Below are 18,331 nucleotides of genomic sequence, written 5' to 3' on the forward strand. Positions count from 1 at the left end.
ACCGTCGGCACGGGACGGCACGACGTTAGAGTCCGAACTCCGGGCGAGCAGCGGGGCCCGGCCGCGGCGATCGCTATTGCTTCGTGGCCGGTCCCCAGAGCTCGACGACTCCATTGCGCCGGATCAGCTCGATGAAGACGTTCTTGCCGCTCTTGTGCTTCAAGACGGGGAAGTTGTAGGTGTGGGGCAATCCCGTGATGCACTCCTCGCACTGGATCGGGCCAGCATTCTCCTGACTCCTGTTTCCCTGAGCGTCGAAGATCGCAATGTTGAAGGCGGAGACGTCGACCTCGTGCGTCGTGCTCCACGTGACTGTCCCGGAGCCGGCGCCCAACGGATTCGCGAAGCTGATCGTGATCGGCTCGATCCGCTGATCGCAGGCGGACGGATCCTGCCCGGGGTTCGGAATCGTGGGACAGTTGTCGCAGGCGTTCGGCACGCCGTCGCCGTCCGTATCGAGACCGTTGGCGTCGTCGTCGACCAAGCCGTTGCAGTCGTTGTCGAGGCCGTCGCAAATCTCGGGGTTCCCGGGAAAGCGCGCCGGGTCGGCGTCGTCGCAGTCTCCCTGGCAGGTCGACACACCGTCGTGATCGGCGTCGACGCAGGAGATGCCCTGGAAGAACGCGAAACCGGTCACGGCGCCGCTATCCGACCCGTTGATGATCGTCGTGCTGCCCACGTACAGGCAAAGATCGGCCGCCGGTGCGACGATCGTGAGGCGCGCGTCGCCGGAGGCGTCGGGCAGGACGCCGGTGTCGAACCACTGGCTGTCGCGCAGGTCGGGGGCCGTCGTGCAGGGTCCCACACGCGCCAGGATGCGGCCGACGGCCGTCGAGGGCGCGAACTGGTCGTTGCAGCTGTTGGAGCCGCTCAGCACCCCGAGCGAATCCGGATCACAGTCGCTGTAGACCACGGGCGTTCGGAAATGCAGCGTCAGGTTGAGCGCGTTCCCGTTGGAGGACTGTGCCAGGATTTCCGGCTTTCCGGCGCCTGTGCCGCAGGGCAGCGGCTGCACGAGGTTCGGCGCCGCGGGGTCATATTTCTGCGCGGCTTCCACGCCATATCCGAATTCCGGCGCGGCTCCGCTCAGGGAGACGAGAAGACCGTTGCCGTCGTTCCCCTGGACGACGATGACGAGACGCCGGGGTCCGTCCGGCTGAACCGGGCAGCCGTGGGCCTGTGGGTCGGACCAGTCGGTCTGGATCGTCGTCTGCCCGTCTCCAAGGCTTCCGGCCTCGTTGAGGCACACGACACCGTCCTTCGCTTCGCAGGCGATGTCCAAAGGACCCGTGTTCGTCCCGAGAGGGTCGCTCAATTGATACGCCAGGGCAGCCACCGGCGTCGAATCGGCGCAGAGGAAATAGGAACCGCGCGCGTGCCCGACGAACGTCGGGGTTTCGCAGGAGGCGCTGGCGTAAGGGACGATGAGCAAGCAGGACAGGCTCGAGAGGAACAGGAGGGCGACAATCTTTCGCATGGTCGTTCTCCTCCAGGTGACAGGGTGAGAGAAACGAGCACCGCCCTTATTTACCACGAGAGCGACGAACGGGCAATATGAAACCTGTGTCCGGGGACGCGGGCCCCGAAAGCAAAACATCGTGATCGCGACGCCGGACGAGGGCTCCGCGTGTCCGAGGTGTCGCACTTGAAGTCGTGGTTTCACCCGATGGCAGATCGCCGGCAGCCTCGCGGGGCTGCACACGAGGCTTCAGAAGCTCTTTTCGAAGGCGAAGCCGACTTCATGGCCGCCCCGGCGGCCATCCCTGACGGCGTCGATCCCGTAGCCGTAGCCGATAATGCAATCCGCGCCCCACAAAGTCTTGAAGCCGACCCCGGCGCCGATCCCGGGGAAGCGGTGCCAGCCGATGGTTTCGCCGGTCGCCGCGTCGAGCTGCCTCAGCGTCGCGTAATCGCCATAGAGGTGCCCGGTCAGTTGATGCGCCGAAGCGATCGGGAATGCGAAGTCAAGATTCGCGAGGACGAAGCTCTCGGCGAGCAGCTCGCGTGTGTAGTAGCCGTGAAGCGTGTAGGAGAAGGGATCGATGCCGAGCATGTTGCCGCCCAGTTTCCAGGCGCTCAGCTCGTCGATATGTCTGCCGAGCCCTCCGTGGACGCCCACGACGATCAAGGTCCGGCCGGCCGGGATTCTTCCTCCAAGCGAGGCGGAGAGGCGATCGCTTCGAGTCCACGCTGGGAATGTGACGCCGTTCGGTCCGAAGGGATGGAATCCGGTGCGTTCGTTGGTGTCGGCCTCGAGATACAGCTCGACGCCGCGAGTTGATGTGAGACCGGGCTCGATGCCGCCGATGCGGAACTCGGCCATGAGCTGCTGAGTGCGGAAGTCGTGAGGACGGGTGAAGCGAAGAGTGTCGCTGGCGTTGCGGAAGGAGGTGCCGCTGACCGTGTACGTGGCGCGGATGTTGATCGGCAGCGGCGATGAGCCCGGGATCGTCTGGTTGACAAACACACGCGCGTTGACCGAGTCGCCGTAGAACTGCTGGTGCGACAGCCGCTCGCCGCTCGTGTAGGGATCGACTCCGTCGAGAAATGCCCCGCCGCCGATTCCGAGGCCGAGTGTGGTGTTGGGATTCCCGCCCGCGAAATAGCTCAGCTCGGCATCCGCGTAGATGCCGGCGTAGACGAGACGCAGCGCGGTATGCTCCCAGGGGAGGTGATTCCGGTTGAACCAGAAGGCGCCGAATCCGCCCGGCCATTCCTCGCCGTGCAAGACGGACGTGCTCGATTGCGCTGTCAGGATCGTACGCGGCTCGACGTCAACCTGGGCGAAGGTGTCACCACGCACGAGCGCGACAAGGAGAGCAACACAACCCAGTCGAATCCAGGCGGTGTTCATCGTGTCGCCGCAGACCGCTCCCGTCACCGTTCCCCCCCCTCTTGTTACGTGTAAGAGCCCGCGGGGCAGAAAATCCTTCGCCGCTGAAGGAAAGACCTCTCTTGACAGTCTGGGTGACGCGCATTCCAGGAGGAAATCGCCACACACTTGCTGCCGGAGCAGGCTAGAATCGCTGGCAAACGAGGAGGGGGTTCATGCGCCGACTTTTCATCGCCCTGTTCGCCGTGGCCCTTGCCTTCCCAGCTGCGGCATCCGACAAGTTCACCGTCCACGATGACAGGCCGATGGACGATGCGCGACGGCCTGCGCCCGGGAAGGCCCTGATCTACTTCGTGCGGACCCAGACCATGGGGTTCGCTCTGATCATGAGCAAGCCTTACGTCCCGGTTGAAGTCGATCCAGGCAAGCACGAATTCGTCGTGGAGGCGGCGAACGCCGGTTTCCTGGAAGCGGACGTCACCCCCGACAGAGTCTATGTCGTCCAGGTGGCTATCCACATGGGAGCGATGAAGGCGCGCACCCACTTCGAGGTCGCTCGCACCCTCACCACCACGGACGAGGGCTTGAATTGGGTCAAGGAGGACGCTTCCAAGATCCAGGAGGTCATCAAGAAATATCGTGACAAGGGGGAGGAGTTCGAGCACCTGAAGCCGGAGGACGGCTTCGCCGGGCCACCCTGGAAGAAGCAGGGCGTGGCTCAGGTCATCGCCGTCAGGTCAGGCAGCGATCGATCGCCGTGAGCGCCTGCTGGATGTCATCCGCGTCGTTGTAAAGATGCGGGGAGAATCTCAGGACGTTCCTGCGCGCCGACACGACGATCCGGGCTTCGTTGAGACGCTCGGCCAGGATCCGCACGTCCGTGCCGGCGAACCGGGTTGCGACGATCGAGGAGCGCGCACCGTCGTCGGTGGGCGACAGGATTTCGGCCTTCCTTTCGCGCAACCCCTCGATCAGGAGGTCGGCGAGCCTCTTGTTCCTGGAGAAGATCCGCCCGACGTCCAGCTGGAGCAGGTAATCGATCGAGCTGGCGAGGCCCGGCGCGCACCCGTAGGCCATGGTGCTGAACTCGAAACGGTGGGCGTTCGGGGGAAGTTTCAGTCGATCGGCGCGCAGATCCCACATCCGCTCATGGGATCGGAATCCGACGAGCCCCGGCTCGAGACGTTCGTGAAGATGGGGGGCGAGATACATCACGGCGACTCCGAACGGCCCGCACAGCCACTTGTAGGACGCGGTGATCAGGGCGTCGGCCCCGAGCGCCCCGACGTCGATCGGGATTCCGCCCGCCGACTGCGTTGCGTCGATGACGAGCAGGGCTCCGTTCCGGTGCGCGGCTTCAGCCAGCGCCGCCACGTCGAGTCGCCGGCCGGTGCTGTAAATCACGTCGGAGACGCAGACGACGACGGTCCCGCGATCGATCAGGCCGATCAGATCGTCGGCCAGCGGACAATCGCCCTTCATGCCGGCGAGCCTGACTTCGGCTCCCGTGTGGCGCGCGACTCGCGCCCACGGGTAGACCGTGCTCGGAAACTCCAGACCGGTGCTGACGATGTTGCTGCCGGCAGGCGGCGCGACGGCCCAGGCGAGGGAAGCCAGCAGCTCGGTCGCGCTCGATCCGACAGCGATCTCCTCGGGACGGCAGTTGAACAGCCGCGCGGCCGATGCGTGCAGTGTCGCGAAGGCCCGCTCCTCAGCAGCCTCGTCGAAATGGATCGTTCCGTTCTCGGCGAGATCATGCGTCCATTCGACCACCGCCCGCTCCGCGCCGCTGTACATGAGACAGACCGAGGCGGTGTTGAGGTAGACACTCCTCCTGCTCGCTGGAAAGTCGCCCGGTGCGACGATCGGGGTCAGGTCGGACAATGCGATGTCGCCCATCCTCCACCTTCCACCCATGACTTGTTGACCAGCTTACCCAGGTGGAGGTCCCGGTGTCCATCCTCCGGAGGCGCGAGGGCAGCGGCTCGTGAACCCCTCTTCCGATGAGGAGCTATGGGCCGGTGACGACGTCTTCCTCGCACCGTGCACGCCTCGATTCGATCCGAGATCGATAGCCCCGCACGCGGGCTTCGGCCCTTCAGGAAGCCCTACTTCTTTGTCGCCTGTGAAAACATGTATCGGAGCACCAGGCTGCTCTGTGTCTGTGGCAGGTCGAGAACCGCTCTGAAGGTGTTCTCTACGGTATGGCACCATGCTTTCTTGTCGGTTCCCGGGGCTTCCGGTGGGCGCAACTCGTGTCGGCCGAGTCTATCCTCCTTCGTCATATTCTCCAACGCCCGTGCGCGTAGCGTTTCGGCTTCCATCACATCCGGTGCGGCCTGCGGCGCCGTGAGAGCGCTTTCCATCACTCCTACCATAGCGTCGGTCAAGGGATTCAATCCGTCCTTTCCAAGGACACCCAGAAGGTCAACATGAACGCCGTGCGGCCGCAGCCATTGGTCACAAATATCCGAGGGATCAGCCTCCAGCCTTTCGAGGACAGTCACAGTTTCCTTCGCGTACCTGATAACGGATTCATCGGAGCATATCGGCAGATACTGTGGGAGTATTTCCGAGATGACGCTTACAGCGGGGTTGACGTACGCCCCGCCGTGTGCGTCGATCCTGTTCTTCTCACCAGCGAGCATTGCGTCTCGGAGCCGCTCATGCAGGTCAGGCCTCGCCTTGTCCAGGAGACTGAGCAGCCGATCGTCTCGGATTTCCTGGTCTATGCGACGTGGCGCGTTCCAAGTCGACCATATCCGCATTCCCACTGGCACAATCGCCAGCAGCAATATCCAGGCGAATCGCTTCTTGGCCTTCTTATCAACGTCCGGACTACCGTAGAGCCTCCATGCCCCAAATACCATCACGCAGGCGATGAGAGCGCCCAATGCGCTCATGACCCGAAGGTCCGAGGATCTTTCAAACGCGATGTAGACCCCCATGAAGGCGAGCGCGGCCGGAATCGTAAGCCAGCGGGGGAGGGCTGATCGTGTTCGGACGTCGATCGGGCCAAAGCGCTGAATGAGAGTACAGCAGGCATCGAATTGTTCGAGCGTATCAGGGATGATGATTGCGGGTTGGGCGTGCCCCGTGTATATCAGCAGCCCACGTCCGGGGATTCTGACCATCCGAGTGATCGCCGACGCCGCAGCGATCACATCGTCAGAACCATCTTGCGTTCGGAGGACTTGATCTCTTGAGACCGCTACCCGGAACGTCCGCCATCGGGCAACTTGCTTCTTGTAATTCAAATATAGAGTGATCCCGACAACGACAATCACGAACACCCAAGCGAAGATCTTCGATCCCAATTCGTTTGGGGCCCTTCGTCCTGTTAAGTTTGCCAGTGCGATCGATCCAAGCGTTATGGCGCCCGCAGTCCAGAGGATCGTGCGCCTGAGTCGTTGGAAATATGCGGGCGAGAGGACGAAGACTCCAGGGCTTTGCTCAGCCATTCATCTTGTCCATATGCGGCTCGACGCTCACACGAGTGAGACCGCATCGCCTTTCTTCAAGCGCGTCACCCGTGAGCCCACGTCGGAAACCACGCCTGAGAGATCATTGCCCAGCACCAGCGGAAAACGGCATTTCAACAGCGTCTTCAGCTTCCCATCACGCGTCTTGATGTCCACCGGATTCACGCTTGCGGCGTGTACTCGGACCAACAAATCCGTGGCGCCCAAGGTTGGGATATCAATATCCGCCACGCTCACGGCGTCATTGCTTCCGTAGCGGTCAATGAGTGCGGCCTTCATGGGGCTCCTGGCCGGACGCCAGCCAACCCTTCCGGTTAACAGCTCGGAGGATTCTAACTTCTCTGCCTGTCAACCCGGGGCAACCTCGGGGTTAACAACACGGAGAGCCCTAGCACGGCTTGCGCTCTCTACTCGTTAACCGCGCCACCTTCGGGTTAACAACCAAGCAAGAGGGAGAGAGAGTTTCGGGGTCCGAGCGATCACTCCCTGGCCTGTCGCGAGCCTCCCTGGTTAACACGTCGAGAGGGTGCTCGAAGCGGAACCCTGGGCGGGCACAACTGCGGCAGTGTCTAGGAGGACGAGAGCCCCGACCGCGAGCGCTACCGGAGCTCGTCAAGACGGCGACCCGAACGGCTCGGGTTTTATGATATCTGGCTTCCCACGTGATCGAACCGTTCGAACTCAAGATGGGTTCGAACCAGGGGTGTGGGTGCATGCACACCCAGATCAACGTTCGAACTCGGCTTGGTTCGAAGGGTGTGCGTGACGGCCCACGTCGATCGCAAGAAGGAGGATCCTTGGCGGCTGGCAGCCTACCAGTTGCCCTGGCCCTGTACGGGATGGTCAAACTTGGAGAGAGGGTATCATTCATGCTCTTACGACGACGATCAGGAGTCTCATGACCTCTTTCGAGACACCCGTCTCCGAGAGAACCGCACCATCCATCCTGGCGACGCTCGTCGCGTGGCTGGCGCTTCTCCCGGCTAGCCCGTTTGCGGCCATCATCTGTGATGCCCTGCTCCATGCCCCTGCTCCCGAGTGGCTCCCCTTCATCAATCTTGGCGTGAGCGCAACCCTGCTTGCGCTGGGTCATTTCCTGCCTCCCTTGAAGCCGATCCGGGGCTATTTGCGATCGATCACCCTCCTGGTCCTCGGGTACCTGGTACTGCTTCAGGTCGAGAGCGCTGAAGCGTGGCGCGCGCGGTTCAGCGGGGCCCCCACCTGGCAGTTCGTCTTCGCGGACTCAATCCTCGAGCTCATCCCGTGCCTGCTTCTCACGCTTGGCCTTGTTGGCAGCGACCTTACGCGTCGCGAGCTGTTCCTCACCCGAGGCAATCTGCGCGCATCGTTCCCAATGCCTTTCCGTCTCCCATCGGGTTCGTGGGCGTGGTTCGGGCCATTTCTCACGCTCTTCCTTGCAGGCCCGCTCGTGGCTCAGCTCATGTCCACCGTCAAGCCGGACATTCACATGCTTCAGCGTGCCATCCAGGGATTGCCGTTGACACTCGCGTTCTCCGTTTTCAATGCAGCCCAGGAGGAGTATCGGTTCCGCTCCGTTCTCCTCGGCCGGCTCGTGCCAGTGCTGGGCGCCTCCCAGGCGCTCTGGATGACCTCGGCCCTCTTTGGTCTCGGCCACTGGTTCGGCCACCCCTCGGGACCGACGGGCGTCGTCATGGCTGGGTTCGCCGGCCTCGTGTGGGGCAAGAGCATGCTGGACACGCGGGGATTCGCCTGGGCGTGGTTCATCCATGGCTTCCAGGACCTGGTGATCTTCACCTTGCTTCTGATGTCCAGCCGCTAACCGTGCAGATTGAAAGAAAGAGATTCGCGGGAACTCCGTCATCCAGGGAAGGCGGGTAGTTGGCGCCGGTCAGGCCCCCCGGCTGCAAGGCCGTGCTCCGGGGGCCTTGCTGGAAAATGTCGCAACACCTTTCAAGAGGGCGCCGGGAGTCGAGGCCACGAGCGTTTGAAGTCGGACCTTATTGCCTGCTCGCCGGGCTAAGATCAGCCCTCCGCAACCGCCTGCCGGCAGGATCTGTTTTTCGGGAAAGACAGGTGAAGGAATGGGCCGCTGTTAACCAGCGACCCGCCGCTTCGAGAAGCATGAGGTCTGGCTCCCCAAGCGTAAGTCTCCTCGCGGGGACCAGTCGGAGAGCCATAAGGAGCCCGTTCTGGTTTTAGATTGCCCGGGCATAGGTTGCGCCGACGAGCGCGTTCCCTTCCAATCACTGCACATCAATGTAGGGCGGCTCACAACCGCCCTTTTCTTATGGACATGTAGTCATAGTCGGATCGCACGGGCCAGCGGATACAAAGATATCAACGAAAGAGCCTGCATCCAGGGTGGTCCCCGCAACGGGGTTGGTAGAGACCACATAGTAAAGCGGTACGGTGTCCGAGTAGACAAAGGCGCTTGCTGCGCCAATCTGGAAGCCAAGTAGCTGGAGATCATCGATAGCCGTGATGTAATCGACGCCGGCAAAGTCCGGCACGACAGCAGGCGGTAGTGCATTGGGATCAGGGCCGAGTGAGATCACGATACTCACCGTGCTCCCGACAGTCACTTCCTGTGAAGCCGCAGGGCTCTGGGATATAACGGTGTCAATCGGCACTGTGGGTGAGTAGTCATAGAGCTCATCGTAGTACAAGCCCAATGAGGTCAACAGGATTTCGGCCGAGGCAACATCCGTCCCTGCCAGGTTCGGAATATCCACCTCTGGCACCGGGCCGAGCGAGACACTGACGTCCAGAGTCTGACCGGGCTTGAGAGTGGTACCTGCGCGTATAGACTGATAATAGACCGTCCCCGCAGGGTATATGGCAGCGGCGTCAGATGAGAGGTATTGGTAGTTGGGCACGTATACCAGACGCAATGCCTCGACCGCTGCGCGTGCGGCGGCGTCCTGCTGGCCTACCAGGGCGGGGACTGTGACCAGGATGGAGAATGCATCAGGCGGGATGGTCTGTACCGTCAGATCCGGTACCCCATTGATCGCTGTGGCCACATTGCCGAACTCATCCACAGCCACATTGTTGACCAGTGGCGTGCCGTCGTAGGCATTGGCAACGACGTTGTTGAAGAAGTCCCATACCATGGAATAGTTACTCTGGTACAGGGTGGTTTGGTACCCACCGCCACGGCCCGAGCCGCCGCACCGGGTCCAGGTGTGGATCACTCCGCTGATGGTGCGATCTGAATTGAACTTGGTGATGTAGGCTACGGGGTGTGAGCCCCCGCACCAATGCCCGCCTGCGGTCAGGTAGGGTACTGGAAGCGGTGCGGCTGTTGCCGCCCCGGCCATGGCCAGCAGGACGATTGCTATCAGTTTTCTCATCATCCTCTCCCTGCGCTTCTGATGAAGCGTACCGAGTCTGTTCGGGGCTCACTTCCCACTCGTCGCCGGAGTGTATCCACAAGCGCATACGAAGTTCAAGTTGAGATGGTCTGCCTGTGTTGTCCGTACTGAAAATCCCATCCGCCCGTTCCTTCCTTGGTTCTAGGGTGTGTCCCGGGGATACTCCCTGCCTCACCTCAGGCTGTTGAAAGCCTACGTCCAGGGTGAACCTGGCGCGGGTCTGGGACCAGTGGCGCTCGGCCCTCATCCTCGTCAAGCCGGAGAGGCGGGTCAACAGGCGGAGAGCCATAAGGAGCCCGTTCTGGTTTTAGATTGCCCGGTCATAGATTGTGCCGACGAGCGCGTTCGTTTCTGTGTCACGTTCGACACAGACGGACTGTTCAGTAGTGACGGGTCACCGAGGTTGGGGTGAAGCACGATCAAGAAGCTCGGGCATTCACTGTCTGCACCCTTGCGCCCATGACCAAGAGCCACAACATGAACACAACCTCTCCGAGTTGGGCGGGGAAGACGATGTTAGAGACCACATCCTCGTACTGCGGTAACAGTAAGCCCGTGAAGCTCAGGGCCAGATAGGCGAAGCCGTTGATGATCAGCCAGACGCCCAGGAAGCGGGGCAGGAAGTGCGACCTGTACACGAGGATCGCCAAGGGGAAAAGCCATAGCCCCCAAAAGATCTCGGCGGCAAGGATCTCCTGGTCATGCATTCGAAGGAACAGCATGGCCAAGGCGTCCCGCTGAGGTTTTTCGAACACGGACAAGAAGTCGGCGCCGCGCACGAGTATCAGGGCAGCAACGTCGTTCAGCACGATGAAAAAATCGGTGGCGGCCGGGAACACACCTCCCAAGATCACCATCAGCCCAGCGAGGTTTTGGTCCACTCCCTTGAGCAACCGGTAAAGAGCCAGCGCGAGAAAGATGCAGATGGTCCCGGAGAACAGATCGCTGACGATGCCGAGACGGAAGAGCGACTCGTGCGCGGCGATGTTGCTGGCGGTCGTGGTCGCGTCCCCATGCACGAACAGGGTGCTGGGAATGAGGAAGAGGCGTATGGGGGCGGCGATTGTAAGTAGTAGATAGAGGAACCCTGCGACTCTGGCGTTCCTGCTGGTCGAGGTCATGTGTTCACGGGCATGCCGCGGTGACGCGGGGCGCGCCGGAGGTAGTCGTGCCGTAGGTCCCGACGCCGCAGGCGTTCACGCCGCGCACCAGATAGTAGAAGCCCGGACGGGACGGCGGAGTGGTGGCATCCGTCACCTGGGTGGCGGTGTTTCCGGACGTCAGGCACGTCTCCGACGCGCCGCCTCCGACCGGCAGCTGCGAGATGAGGCCGCGCACCACGTCGTAGGTGGTCGCCGGTCCAGCCTGAGTGGCCAGGGAAGTCCACGAGAATGTCGGCCCCCCCGACAGGAACACGTCACTCGTGATGTCGGCCGGGACGGCCCAGAGGGTCGGGTCTTGCGGCGCGCAGTCGGTCGAGTTCCGGACTCCGTCGCCATCCAGGTCGGCAAGGACCTCGAGGACGATCGAGTTCGGATCGTGGTGGATCTTCCAGATCAGGTCGCCGCCAAGCGCAGGCAGGTTGGCCGCGGCGAACGACCCCACGGATGACGGGAAGGTCATGATGGTGAAGGTGTCGAGGTCCGCGGGGCTGAAGCCGTTCACCAAGGTGACGTTCAAGGTCCCCGCAAGGCCGGCGACGCCCGTGATGGCGGCGATGTCGTAGTCCGTCCCCGACGCCGGCCCGCCAATCTCGACGTCGTACGATGCTGCGGCGGTCTGCGTGTAGGTCCCGGAGATCGTCACCGCGCCCGGCGACAGCCCGGGCGCCAGGCGCCCCGCGTTGGTCACCGCGGCGGCCAGGGTGCCCGAGCCTCCGACGCTCCCGCCCTGGATGTCGAGCGGTGTCGTGGAGGAGATCACGCCGCCCGCGACCGTCGTCGAGCCCGCGTTCTGCGTGTAGCCGGCGCTGAACGATAGCGTCCCCGACATCCCGCGGACGTTTCCTGCGTTGGTGAACGCCACGTTGCTGCTCGAAGTGCCGCCGCCGGCGGACTTCTGGAACGTGCCCCCCGCCAGGTTGTCGAACCGTGGCGCCGGGCTGGCGAGCAGAGTCATGGAGGTGTCCCCCTGGATGTCCCAGAGGCCGCTGTTGCGGATCACGGCCCCCGAGCCGGGGCGAACCGGGCCGCCCGTCCAGGTCGTTGTGCCGGCGGTGGCGAGCACCCGCCCGCCGGTGATGTCCTTGACGCTCGCGCCGCTGAAGGCGATGCCGCCGTTGGCGTTAGTCGTCCCGGTCCCGGTCATGCTCCCGGCGGTCCAGGTGATCGGGTCGGAGACCGTGACGTTATCGCTGCCGCGCAGTATCGACTCGGTCGCCGTGAGGGACAGCCCCGTCAGGTTGATCGGGTCGCCGCTGTTCAGCTCCAGGATCCCGAGCGCGAGCGTCACGCTCGTCCCGAGGCTCGTCACCGTTGCCGCAGGATTGAAACGCAGGAGCCCCGCGACTCCCGTCCCCGTGACGGAAGTACTGCCGGACACGTTGAACGATCCGGAGACGTCCAGCGTGGTGGCGTTGCCGACCACCACCGTCGTCGCGTCGAGAAACGATCCGGCGAGCAGGGAATAGGTCACGCCATTGAAAGCCAGCGTCGCGCCGGGCGAAGCGGAGAACGTCCCGTCGCCGGAGCCGCCGCCGATCAGGCTGACCGTTCCGCTCAGGACGGACAGGGCGCCGGCGTTTTCGAAGGGCAATTTGATGTTCAAGGTGCCCGTGCCCGCCGACCTCCGGAACGTCCCCCCGGTCAGGTTGACGAACAACGGTGACGCGCCGCTCAGGAGATCCATCGTGTTGTCCCCCTGGACGTCCCAGACGCCGCTGTTGCGGATGAGAGCGCCCGCCCCGGCGCGGACGAAGCCCCCGGTCCAGGTGGTGGTGGCGGCCGTATTGAGCACCCGCCCGCCGGCGATGTCCTTGACGCCCGCCCCGCTGAAGGCGATGCCCCCGTTGGCGTTCGTCGTCCCGGTCCCGGTCATGGTCCCGGTGGTCCAGGCGATCGGGTCGGAGACCGTGACGTTATCGCTGCCGCGCAGCATCGACATGGTCCCCGACAGGGACAGTCCCGTCAGATTGATCGGGTCGCCGCTGTTCAGCTCCAGGATCCCCAGCGCGAGCGTCACACTCGTCCCGAGGCTCGTCACCGTTGCCGCGGGATTGAAACGCAGGAGCCCCGCGACTCCCGTCCCCGTGACGGAGGTGCTGCCGGACACGTTGAACGATCCGGAGACGTCCAGTGTGGTGGCGTTGCCGACCACCACCGTCGTGGCGTCGAGAAACGATCCGGCGAGCAGGGAATAGGTCCCGCCATTGAACGCCAGCGTCGCGCCGGGCGAGGCGGAGAACGTGCCGGCGCCGGTGCCGCCGCCGGTCAGGCTGACCGTCCCGCTCTGGACCGACAGGGTGCCGTCGTTGTTGAACGGGAAGTTGGCGCTCATCGTGCCGGCACCGGCGGACTTCCGGAACGTGGCCCCCGCCAGGTTGTCGAACCGCGGCGCCGGGCTGCCGAGAAGCATCATGGAGGTGTCCCCCTGGACGTCCCACGTCCCGTTGTTGCGGATCACGGCACCCGAGCCGGGGCGAACCGGGCCGCCCGTCCAGGTCGTTGTGCCGGCGGTGGCGAGCACCCGCCCGCCGCTGATGTCCTTGATGCTCGCGCCGCTGAAGGTGATGCCGGCGTTGGCGTTGGTCATCCCGGTCCCGGTCATGATCCCGGCGGTCCAGGTGAAGGCACCGCTCATCGTGACCTCTCCCGCTCCCGTGAGCGTGCCGCCCGAAAAGACGAAGCCGCCGTTCACCTGGGAGGGGGCGGCGATCGACAGCGAGCCTCCCGAGATCGCCAGCGATGCCCCGCTCTCGACGAACACGGTGCCGATCGATTGCGTCCCGGAGCCCAGAGTGACGGTCATCCCGGCTGGGATGCAGACGTCGTCGGAAGGCCCCGGGAGCACGTTGGTGTCCCAGTTCTGGGCCGTTTGCCAGAGACCTGTTCCCGCGGTGTTGTCGAAGACGATGGTCCCGGGGCAGCCCGCGGCGGCGGGACCGGGCCCTTCGAGAGCCGGGCCGGCGAAGATGACGCCGCCCGACCGCGCCGCCTCGATGACCCAGGCGGTGTGCGGGCCCCCCGCGGCCTCGATCCCGGCGACAAAGGGGCGCCCCTCGGGGTCGAGAGCGATGCCGGTCAGGCGGGAGGGGAGGGTGGGCTCTCCGGCGGGCGCCCGGGGCGGTCGACCCTGCCGGGTGACCTCGAGTCCATGGCCGCCGATGGATCTATCGACGCGGGCGACCAGCGGCGCCTGGCCAGGCGCCAGGTCGAGCCCCATGCCTTCCGTCCAGCCCGCGACCCAGGCGGTTCCCTCTCCGCCGGCTGCGATCCCCAGCAGGCGGTCATGCCCCGATCCATCGAGGTGATCGATGCGATCGATGGAGATCTGTCCGTCCGTGCCCTCGGCCACGACCGCCACGAACCCGTCCCCCGCGACAAACACTGCCCCGGACGGATCGATAGCGAATCCCGCGGCCGCGTCGTCGCCGCTGCCGCCGAGCCGGGTGGAAATGATCGGCGCCTCGCCGTCCCGCGGAAGGACGGCCACGAAGGCATCCCCCGAGCCCGTGCCCGCCACCCACACGCGGCCCGCGCCGTCGAGACCGATGCCCTCGGCCGAGTCATCGCCGCCCGCTCCCAGCGTGGTCGGACCCCGCAGCCGCGAGCCGTTCGGCCGCAGCGCCGCGACGAAGGCGTCAGAGGATCCCGGCCTGCCGGTCCGCCCCGCGATCCAGGCCGCGCCGCTCGCGTCGAGAGTCACGGCCCGCCCTTCGTCCTCTCCATCGCCGCCCAGGTAGGTGGAGTAGACGAGCGACCCGTCGGCCGCGAGCCTCATGACGAAGGCGTCCCCCGGGCCGCGCCGCTCTGGCTGGACGGCCCGCGCCAGGGGGAAGTCACCGGACCGGGTCCAGCCCGCCACGACGACCCCCCCGTCCTCGCCAACGGCAAGGCCCAGCGGCACGTCTTCGGCCCCGCCGCCGAAATAGGTCGTGTAGCCTGAGGCTCCGTCGCTCCCGAACCGCGCGATGAACGCCTCGGCATCACCGGGTCCGGCGGCCAGCGCGCGCCCGGCGACGTACATGTTCCCCTCACCATCCAGCGCGATCCGGGCAAGGTCGGTATCCAAGTCGGGGCGCGCCTCCCGATCGGTGTCCGCTCGCTCCAGGCCTAGCCGAATACGGCGCGCCTTCCCCGCCACACCGGCCGCACCATCAGGGATCAGCAGGCCTCGGCGCAGAGAGAGGCTGGCCGCCTCGTGCCGGTCGGTCGCCACGTCGCTGAGGCGGAGGGCGCCGATTCCGCCGCCGGCGGTGCCCAGCAGGGCGCTGCCCGGGGTGTCCCCGGCCTCGATCCAGCCTGGGCGCTCGATCCCGAGGGCGATCGAGTCGCCGTCTGCCCCCGAGTCGAGCGCGAAGTCGAGCACGACCCGTCGGTAGTCGCCGCTCACGGTGAGGTCCACGCCGGGATAGAGGTCCGGATAGCGGACGCCCGCGAAGGTGGGGATACTCGTGATCCAGCCCCGCGGGTCCGCTCCCACGAAGTAGTTCACCCTGCGGGGGAGCGGGTCCACGCCCCCGAAGGCCGGCGAGGTGCGCGCCCCGGGGAAGACCAGGCGCACGACATCGGCCTCCCGGTCGCCTGGGCGGCCAGGGAGGACGATGTCGATCCCGCCGGCGTCGAGGCGTGCGCTGAACCCGCTGCAGCGGGAGACGAACGCGCTGAGAGCGCCCGCTTGGCCGCGGTTCTCTTCGAAAACCTGTCTCGGCCCCGGGGAACCGGGCGCCTGCATCGCCTCCGAACCGGGGGCATCCGCGCCGCGCAAGGACATTCCCGGAGAGGCCAGGAGCAGCGCGACCGGGACGAGCCGAGCCAGGAGGCCTCGCCTGGCCATTGCCGTGAATCCCGACTGCGCGGCTGAATTGCTCCTTCTCATGGCTCGCTCCTCACCCCGTAAGTGCCGGGTCGCGCCCGGGGGCAGGAATGTACGCCGAATCGGCCCAGGGGACACCCACGGATTTAGTCCGTCGCGACAGGCTACGTGGAGAGTTCAGTCGGCGTACAGACCCGAAGCCGGCGTCCTTCATGATGCTTCGATCCGACGAGTGGCCCATACCGTCTAAACCTCGGGCGGTTGGAGACCTTAGGAAGGGGTGGGGAGGACGGGCCGCCGTTAACCAGCGCCCCGACTTCTCGAAAGGGACGAGGTCTGGCTCACCAAGCGACAATCTCTTCGAACTCGGGGACCGGCGGGTTAACAGGCAGAGAGCCGGCGTGCCCTCTTCGTGGCCTCCGGCCCTCGCAACAGGTGGGAAATACTCCTTCCGGCGACGACGCTACGATCCCTGCGCCTACCTGAACGAAGAGCCCGACCCGGTCAATGAAACGCCGATGCGGCGTACAGGTGGTCGCTGGAAAGCGAGTCGCGTATACCCTCCTCGACAGCCTGAAGTAGACCATACTTCTCGGCGAGCTTGGTTAACTCTGCACGTTTCCTCAGGTGGATGTCTACCGCCAGGAGCGTTGCAATGCCAGATGTCAATTGACCTTTTAGCCTTGCCATGGCTTGCACGCGCTCAGGCTCAGTCAGTGTCGTTGAGGTGCCGATGAATGTTGCGATGAATTCAGTTTGAGAGCGGATGCTAATCCAGTTGGCCTCGTCACCGCTCATGCCTTCGTTGCAGCAACGGACGTAATTCGTCCAGAATTCTCGGCCGTACTCTTCAAAGTAAGCCTGGCCAGAAAGTATCCCGCCTGCTTTAAGTTCTCGATGACATCCCTGCACTGACTGCGAGAGTTGTTGAAACAGCCCTGATAACTCCGATTCCCTGGAGGCGATGTTTTGCTGGAGGTATGTAAGATATAGCGCCCCGAGCGCCAACAAACTAAGCAGCGTGCCAAGTGTACCCCCCAGATAGCTCGCAAACTCGGCCCAGTCTTTTGGGTCCGAGGACAAACGATTCCCTCGAAACGCCAGAATATACGAGCCAATGACCGTGACGATTCCCAGCATCAGCGCGAAGACTCCCACACGCATTGTTAATGGTAATTGACGAAGCTTCCCCCACATGAATCTTGACCTCCTCTGCCCCATCCCACTTTCTGTCGGCATTCCCGCAGATCGGAGCATCAGCAATGAAATAGTACTCCCCAGGCGACACTCTCCACGAATCCTCGGAATAGATCAAGAATTGGCTTGCTTATCGCAGTCAAGCAACCTATAGTAAACACGTACGTTACAGGCGACATAAACGAACGGCCTGCACCAAGTTGCCGCTGCTTCCACGGGTCGGGCAGCCAAGGGGAAGGTTAGTGCTGGAACTCCTGGTCGATGAACCGATCTTCATCGGATTCAAAGCGAGCAGAGCGCTCCGGCATCTGCTCGAGTCCCTTGGCAACGCCGATAAGAAATACGTCTCCAGCGAAGACTCGGGGTTTCTGCGACTTTGCAGTATCGGCGAGGATCTCTATGTCGGCAAGGTTGTTCACGAAGCTCTTGCCACTGATCGGGTCGATGACATCCGCCGAAACATCCTGAGCATCCTGCGCAAGCTCGGCCCCGCAGTGCCGCTGCCGACCACTCTGAGGATCTTCGCCTGCAGAGCCGTGAACGACACCTACACCCCCACGGTGGATGACCTCACATTGCCGCCGTCGGCCCCAGCGCTATCGGTCATGCGCGCGACTCGCTGATCCGAAAACCATCCCGATCCGTCGGCCGCCCAGTTCCCAACCCGCCCGCCGTCACCTGCCATTGTGGTTGGACACCGTGGTGTCTCTAACCTCATGGTCGGTAGTACGCATAGCTCACTTCAGGCAGCAGTAGGCCACTCCTCCCCGTGTTGAAAATTCGGAGCCACTTTCACAATAATCCTTGGGCCTCAACCGTGGCCAGCATCCACGCATTCAAGCGCCACCAACTGGGAATACCCGCGAACGCGCGACCCGTCTTTCGCGGACTCGAGGGCGACTACACGGGAGGCAAAGGCATGTCTTTAGCCGCTTGTGTACGCTTAAATGTTTCGGACGTCAACCGGAAAAATTGACCCTAATGTCATGTTGCGAGTAGACACTTGCGTCGATGGGCAAACGCACCGATCGTCGTTTCTGCTAAAGGCCGGCTGGACAGGCTCTTCAGTCGATCATGTCCAAGAGACATGGTCGCTTCTCAACTTCTCAGTGGCTCCACCCTCAAACGTGCGTCGTCCGCGGAATATGGACACCCTGACAGGAAAAGATCAATTTGCTGGCCACAAGTTGCGCCTGCTTCTAGGCGCCTACTTCGAGCCGCTTTTGCTCTCTCCCACCGACGTCTGGGCGCTCAACAACCGGGGGCTGGCGTACGGACAATTGGGGAGGTGGAAGAAGGCGCGCAGGGATTTCGAGGAAGCGCTCAGGATCGATCCCGGATTCGAGCAGGCTAGGAGCCCGTCCGAGTAACGGGCCAAACAAAGATCGCTTTCGGAGGGAGGGCGCGTGATGCGCTGTGGGGGACAGAGGGCTGGCCGCGATCGAGATCGGTGTCCCGGTCGCTCCGAGCCTCCCGTCGGCCCTCGACGG

Annotated in this window: 13 protein-coding genes; 4 read left to right on the forward strand and 9 right to left on the reverse strand. The window is 63.8% G+C overall.

Going from position 1 to position 18,331, the window contains the following annotated elements:
• Positions 1-73 precede the first annotated feature (73 nt).
• Positions 74-1,477, reverse strand: a complete 1,404-nt coding sequence (locus tag VEW47_11290) for a MopE-related protein (protein HYS05764.1) — start codon at positions 1,475-1,477, stop codon at positions 74-76.
• A 231-nt stretch (positions 1,478-1,708) separates the two neighbouring features.
• Positions 1,709-2,881 carry a hypothetical protein gene (locus VEW47_11295; GenBank protein ID HYS05765.1) on the reverse strand — a complete coding sequence of 391 codons (1,173 nt, stop codon included), beginning with the start codon at positions 2,879-2,881 and terminating at the stop codon, positions 1,709-1,711.
• 167 nt (positions 2,882-3,048) lie between these two features.
• Here VEW47_11295 and VEW47_11300 point away from each other — a divergent pair, with 167 nt between their 5' ends.
• Positions 3,049-3,594, forward strand: a complete 546-nt coding sequence (locus VEW47_11300; GenBank protein HYS05766.1) for a hypothetical protein — start codon at positions 3,049-3,051, stop codon at positions 3,592-3,594.
• Here VEW47_11300 and VEW47_11305 read toward each other — a convergent pair.
• From VEW47_11305 to VEW47_11315, 3 genes are all read right to left on the reverse strand, one after another.
• Positions 3,566-4,732 (reverse strand): aminotransferase class V-fold PLP-dependent enzyme, encoded by a 1,167-nt coding sequence (locus tag VEW47_11305; GenBank protein ID HYS05767.1) that lies wholly within the window; start codon positions 4,730-4,732, stop codon positions 3,566-3,568. The genes VEW47_11300 and VEW47_11305 overlap by 29 nt on opposite strands.
• A 209-nt stretch (positions 4,733-4,941) precedes the next feature.
• Positions 4,942-6,294, reverse strand: a complete 1,353-nt coding sequence (locus tag VEW47_11310; GenBank protein ID HYS05768.1) for a hypothetical protein — start codon at positions 6,292-6,294, stop codon at positions 4,942-4,944.
• A gap of 27 nt (positions 6,295-6,321) precedes the next feature.
• Positions 6,322-6,594: an alcohol dehydrogenase catalytic domain-containing protein gene (locus VEW47_11315; protein HYS05769.1), complete on the reverse strand. Its 273-nt coding sequence runs from the start codon at positions 6,592-6,594 to the stop codon at positions 6,322-6,324.
• Between the two features lie 619 nt (positions 6,595-7,213).
• Here VEW47_11315 and VEW47_11320 point away from each other — a divergent pair.
• Complete coding sequence (locus tag VEW47_11320; protein HYS05770.1) at positions 7,214-8,116, forward strand: CPBP family intramembrane glutamic endopeptidase; 903 nt, start codon at positions 7,214-7,216, stop codon at positions 8,114-8,116.
• A 466-nt stretch (positions 8,117-8,582) separates the two neighbouring features.
• Here VEW47_11320 and VEW47_11325 read toward each other — a convergent pair whose 3' ends face one another.
• The 4 genes from VEW47_11325 to VEW47_11340 form a co-directional block, all read right to left on the reverse strand.
• Positions 8,583-9,650, reverse strand: a complete 1,068-nt coding sequence (locus VEW47_11325) for a PASTA domain-containing protein (GenBank protein ID HYS05771.1) — start codon at positions 9,648-9,650, stop codon at positions 8,583-8,585.
• A gap of 440 nt (positions 9,651-10,090) precedes the next feature.
• Complete coding sequence (locus VEW47_11330) at positions 10,091-10,792, reverse strand: DUF4386 domain-containing protein (GenBank protein ID HYS05772.1); 702 nt, start codon at positions 10,790-10,792, stop codon at positions 10,091-10,093.
• A gap of 4 nt (positions 10,793-10,796) precedes the next feature.
• Positions 10,797-15,665: a hypothetical protein gene (locus VEW47_11335; GenBank protein ID HYS05773.1), complete on the reverse strand. Its 4,869-nt coding sequence runs from the start codon at positions 15,663-15,665 to the stop codon at positions 10,797-10,799.
• 483 nt (positions 15,666-16,148) lie between these two features.
• The gene (locus tag VEW47_11340) at positions 16,149-16,841 is read right to left on the reverse strand and encodes a hypothetical protein (protein HYS05774.1); all 693 of its coding nucleotides are present in this window, start codon (positions 16,839-16,841) and stop codon (positions 16,149-16,151) included.
• A gap of 242 nt (positions 16,842-17,083) precedes the next feature.
• Here VEW47_11340 and VEW47_11345 point away from each other — a divergent pair, with 242 nt between their 5' ends.
• Together VEW47_11345 and VEW47_11350 are read left to right on the forward strand one after the other, a co-directional pair.
• On the forward strand, positions 17,084-17,464 hold the full coding sequence (locus tag VEW47_11345; protein ID HYS05775.1) for a hypothetical protein: 381 nt from the start codon (positions 17,084-17,086) through the stop codon (positions 17,462-17,464).
• A gap of 564 nt (positions 17,465-18,028) precedes the next feature.
• A complete protein-coding gene (locus VEW47_11350; protein ID HYS05776.1) occupies positions 18,029-18,211 on the forward strand; it encodes a tetratricopeptide repeat protein in 183 nt (60 codons plus the stop codon).
• Positions 18,212-18,331 lie beyond the last annotated feature (120 nt).

Source organism: Candidatus Dormiibacterota bacterium (assembly GCA_035635555.1).
Taxonomy (GTDB): Bacteria; Acidobacteriota; Polarisedimenticolia; order Gp22-AA2; family Gp22-AA2; genus Gp22-AA3.

Bases quoted from the DNA above. Each gene is read 5' to 3' on its own strand.
- VEW47_11290 (HYS05764.1), bottom strand. From the start codon at position 1,477: ATGCGAAAGATTGTCGCCCTCCTGTTCCTCTCGAGCCTGTCCTGCTTG.
- VEW47_11300 (HYS05766.1), top strand. From the start codon at position 3,049: ATGCGCCGACTTTTCATCGCCCTGTTCGCCGTGGCCCTTGCCTTCCCA.
- VEW47_11305 (HYS05767.1), bottom strand. From the start codon at position 4,732: ATGGGCGACATCGCATTGTCCGACCTGACCCCGATCGTCGCACCGGGC.
- VEW47_11310 (HYS05768.1), bottom strand. From the start codon at position 6,294: ATGGCTGAGCAAAGCCCTGGAGTCTTCGTCCTCTCGCCCGCATATTTC.
- VEW47_11315 (HYS05769.1), bottom strand. From the start codon at position 6,594: ATGAAGGCCGCACTCATTGACCGCTACGGAAGCAATGACGCCGTGAGC.
- VEW47_11320 (HYS05770.1), top strand. From the start codon at position 7,214: ATGACCTCTTTCGAGACACCCGTCTCCGAGAGAACCGCACCATCCATC.
- VEW47_11325 (HYS05771.1), bottom strand. From the start codon at position 9,650: ATGAGAAAACTGATAGCAATCGTCCTGCTGGCCATGGCCGGGGCGGCA.
- VEW47_11330 (HYS05772.1), bottom strand. From the start codon at position 10,792: ATGACCTCGACCAGCAGGAACGCCAGAGTCGCAGGGTTCCTCTATCTA.
- VEW47_11335 (HYS05773.1), bottom strand. From the start codon at position 15,665: ATGGCCAGGCGAGGCCTCCTGGCTCGGCTCGTCCCGGTCGCGCTGCTC.
- VEW47_11340 (HYS05774.1), bottom strand. From the start codon at position 16,841: ATGTGGGGGAAGCTTCGTCAATTACCATTAACAATGCGTGTGGGAGTC.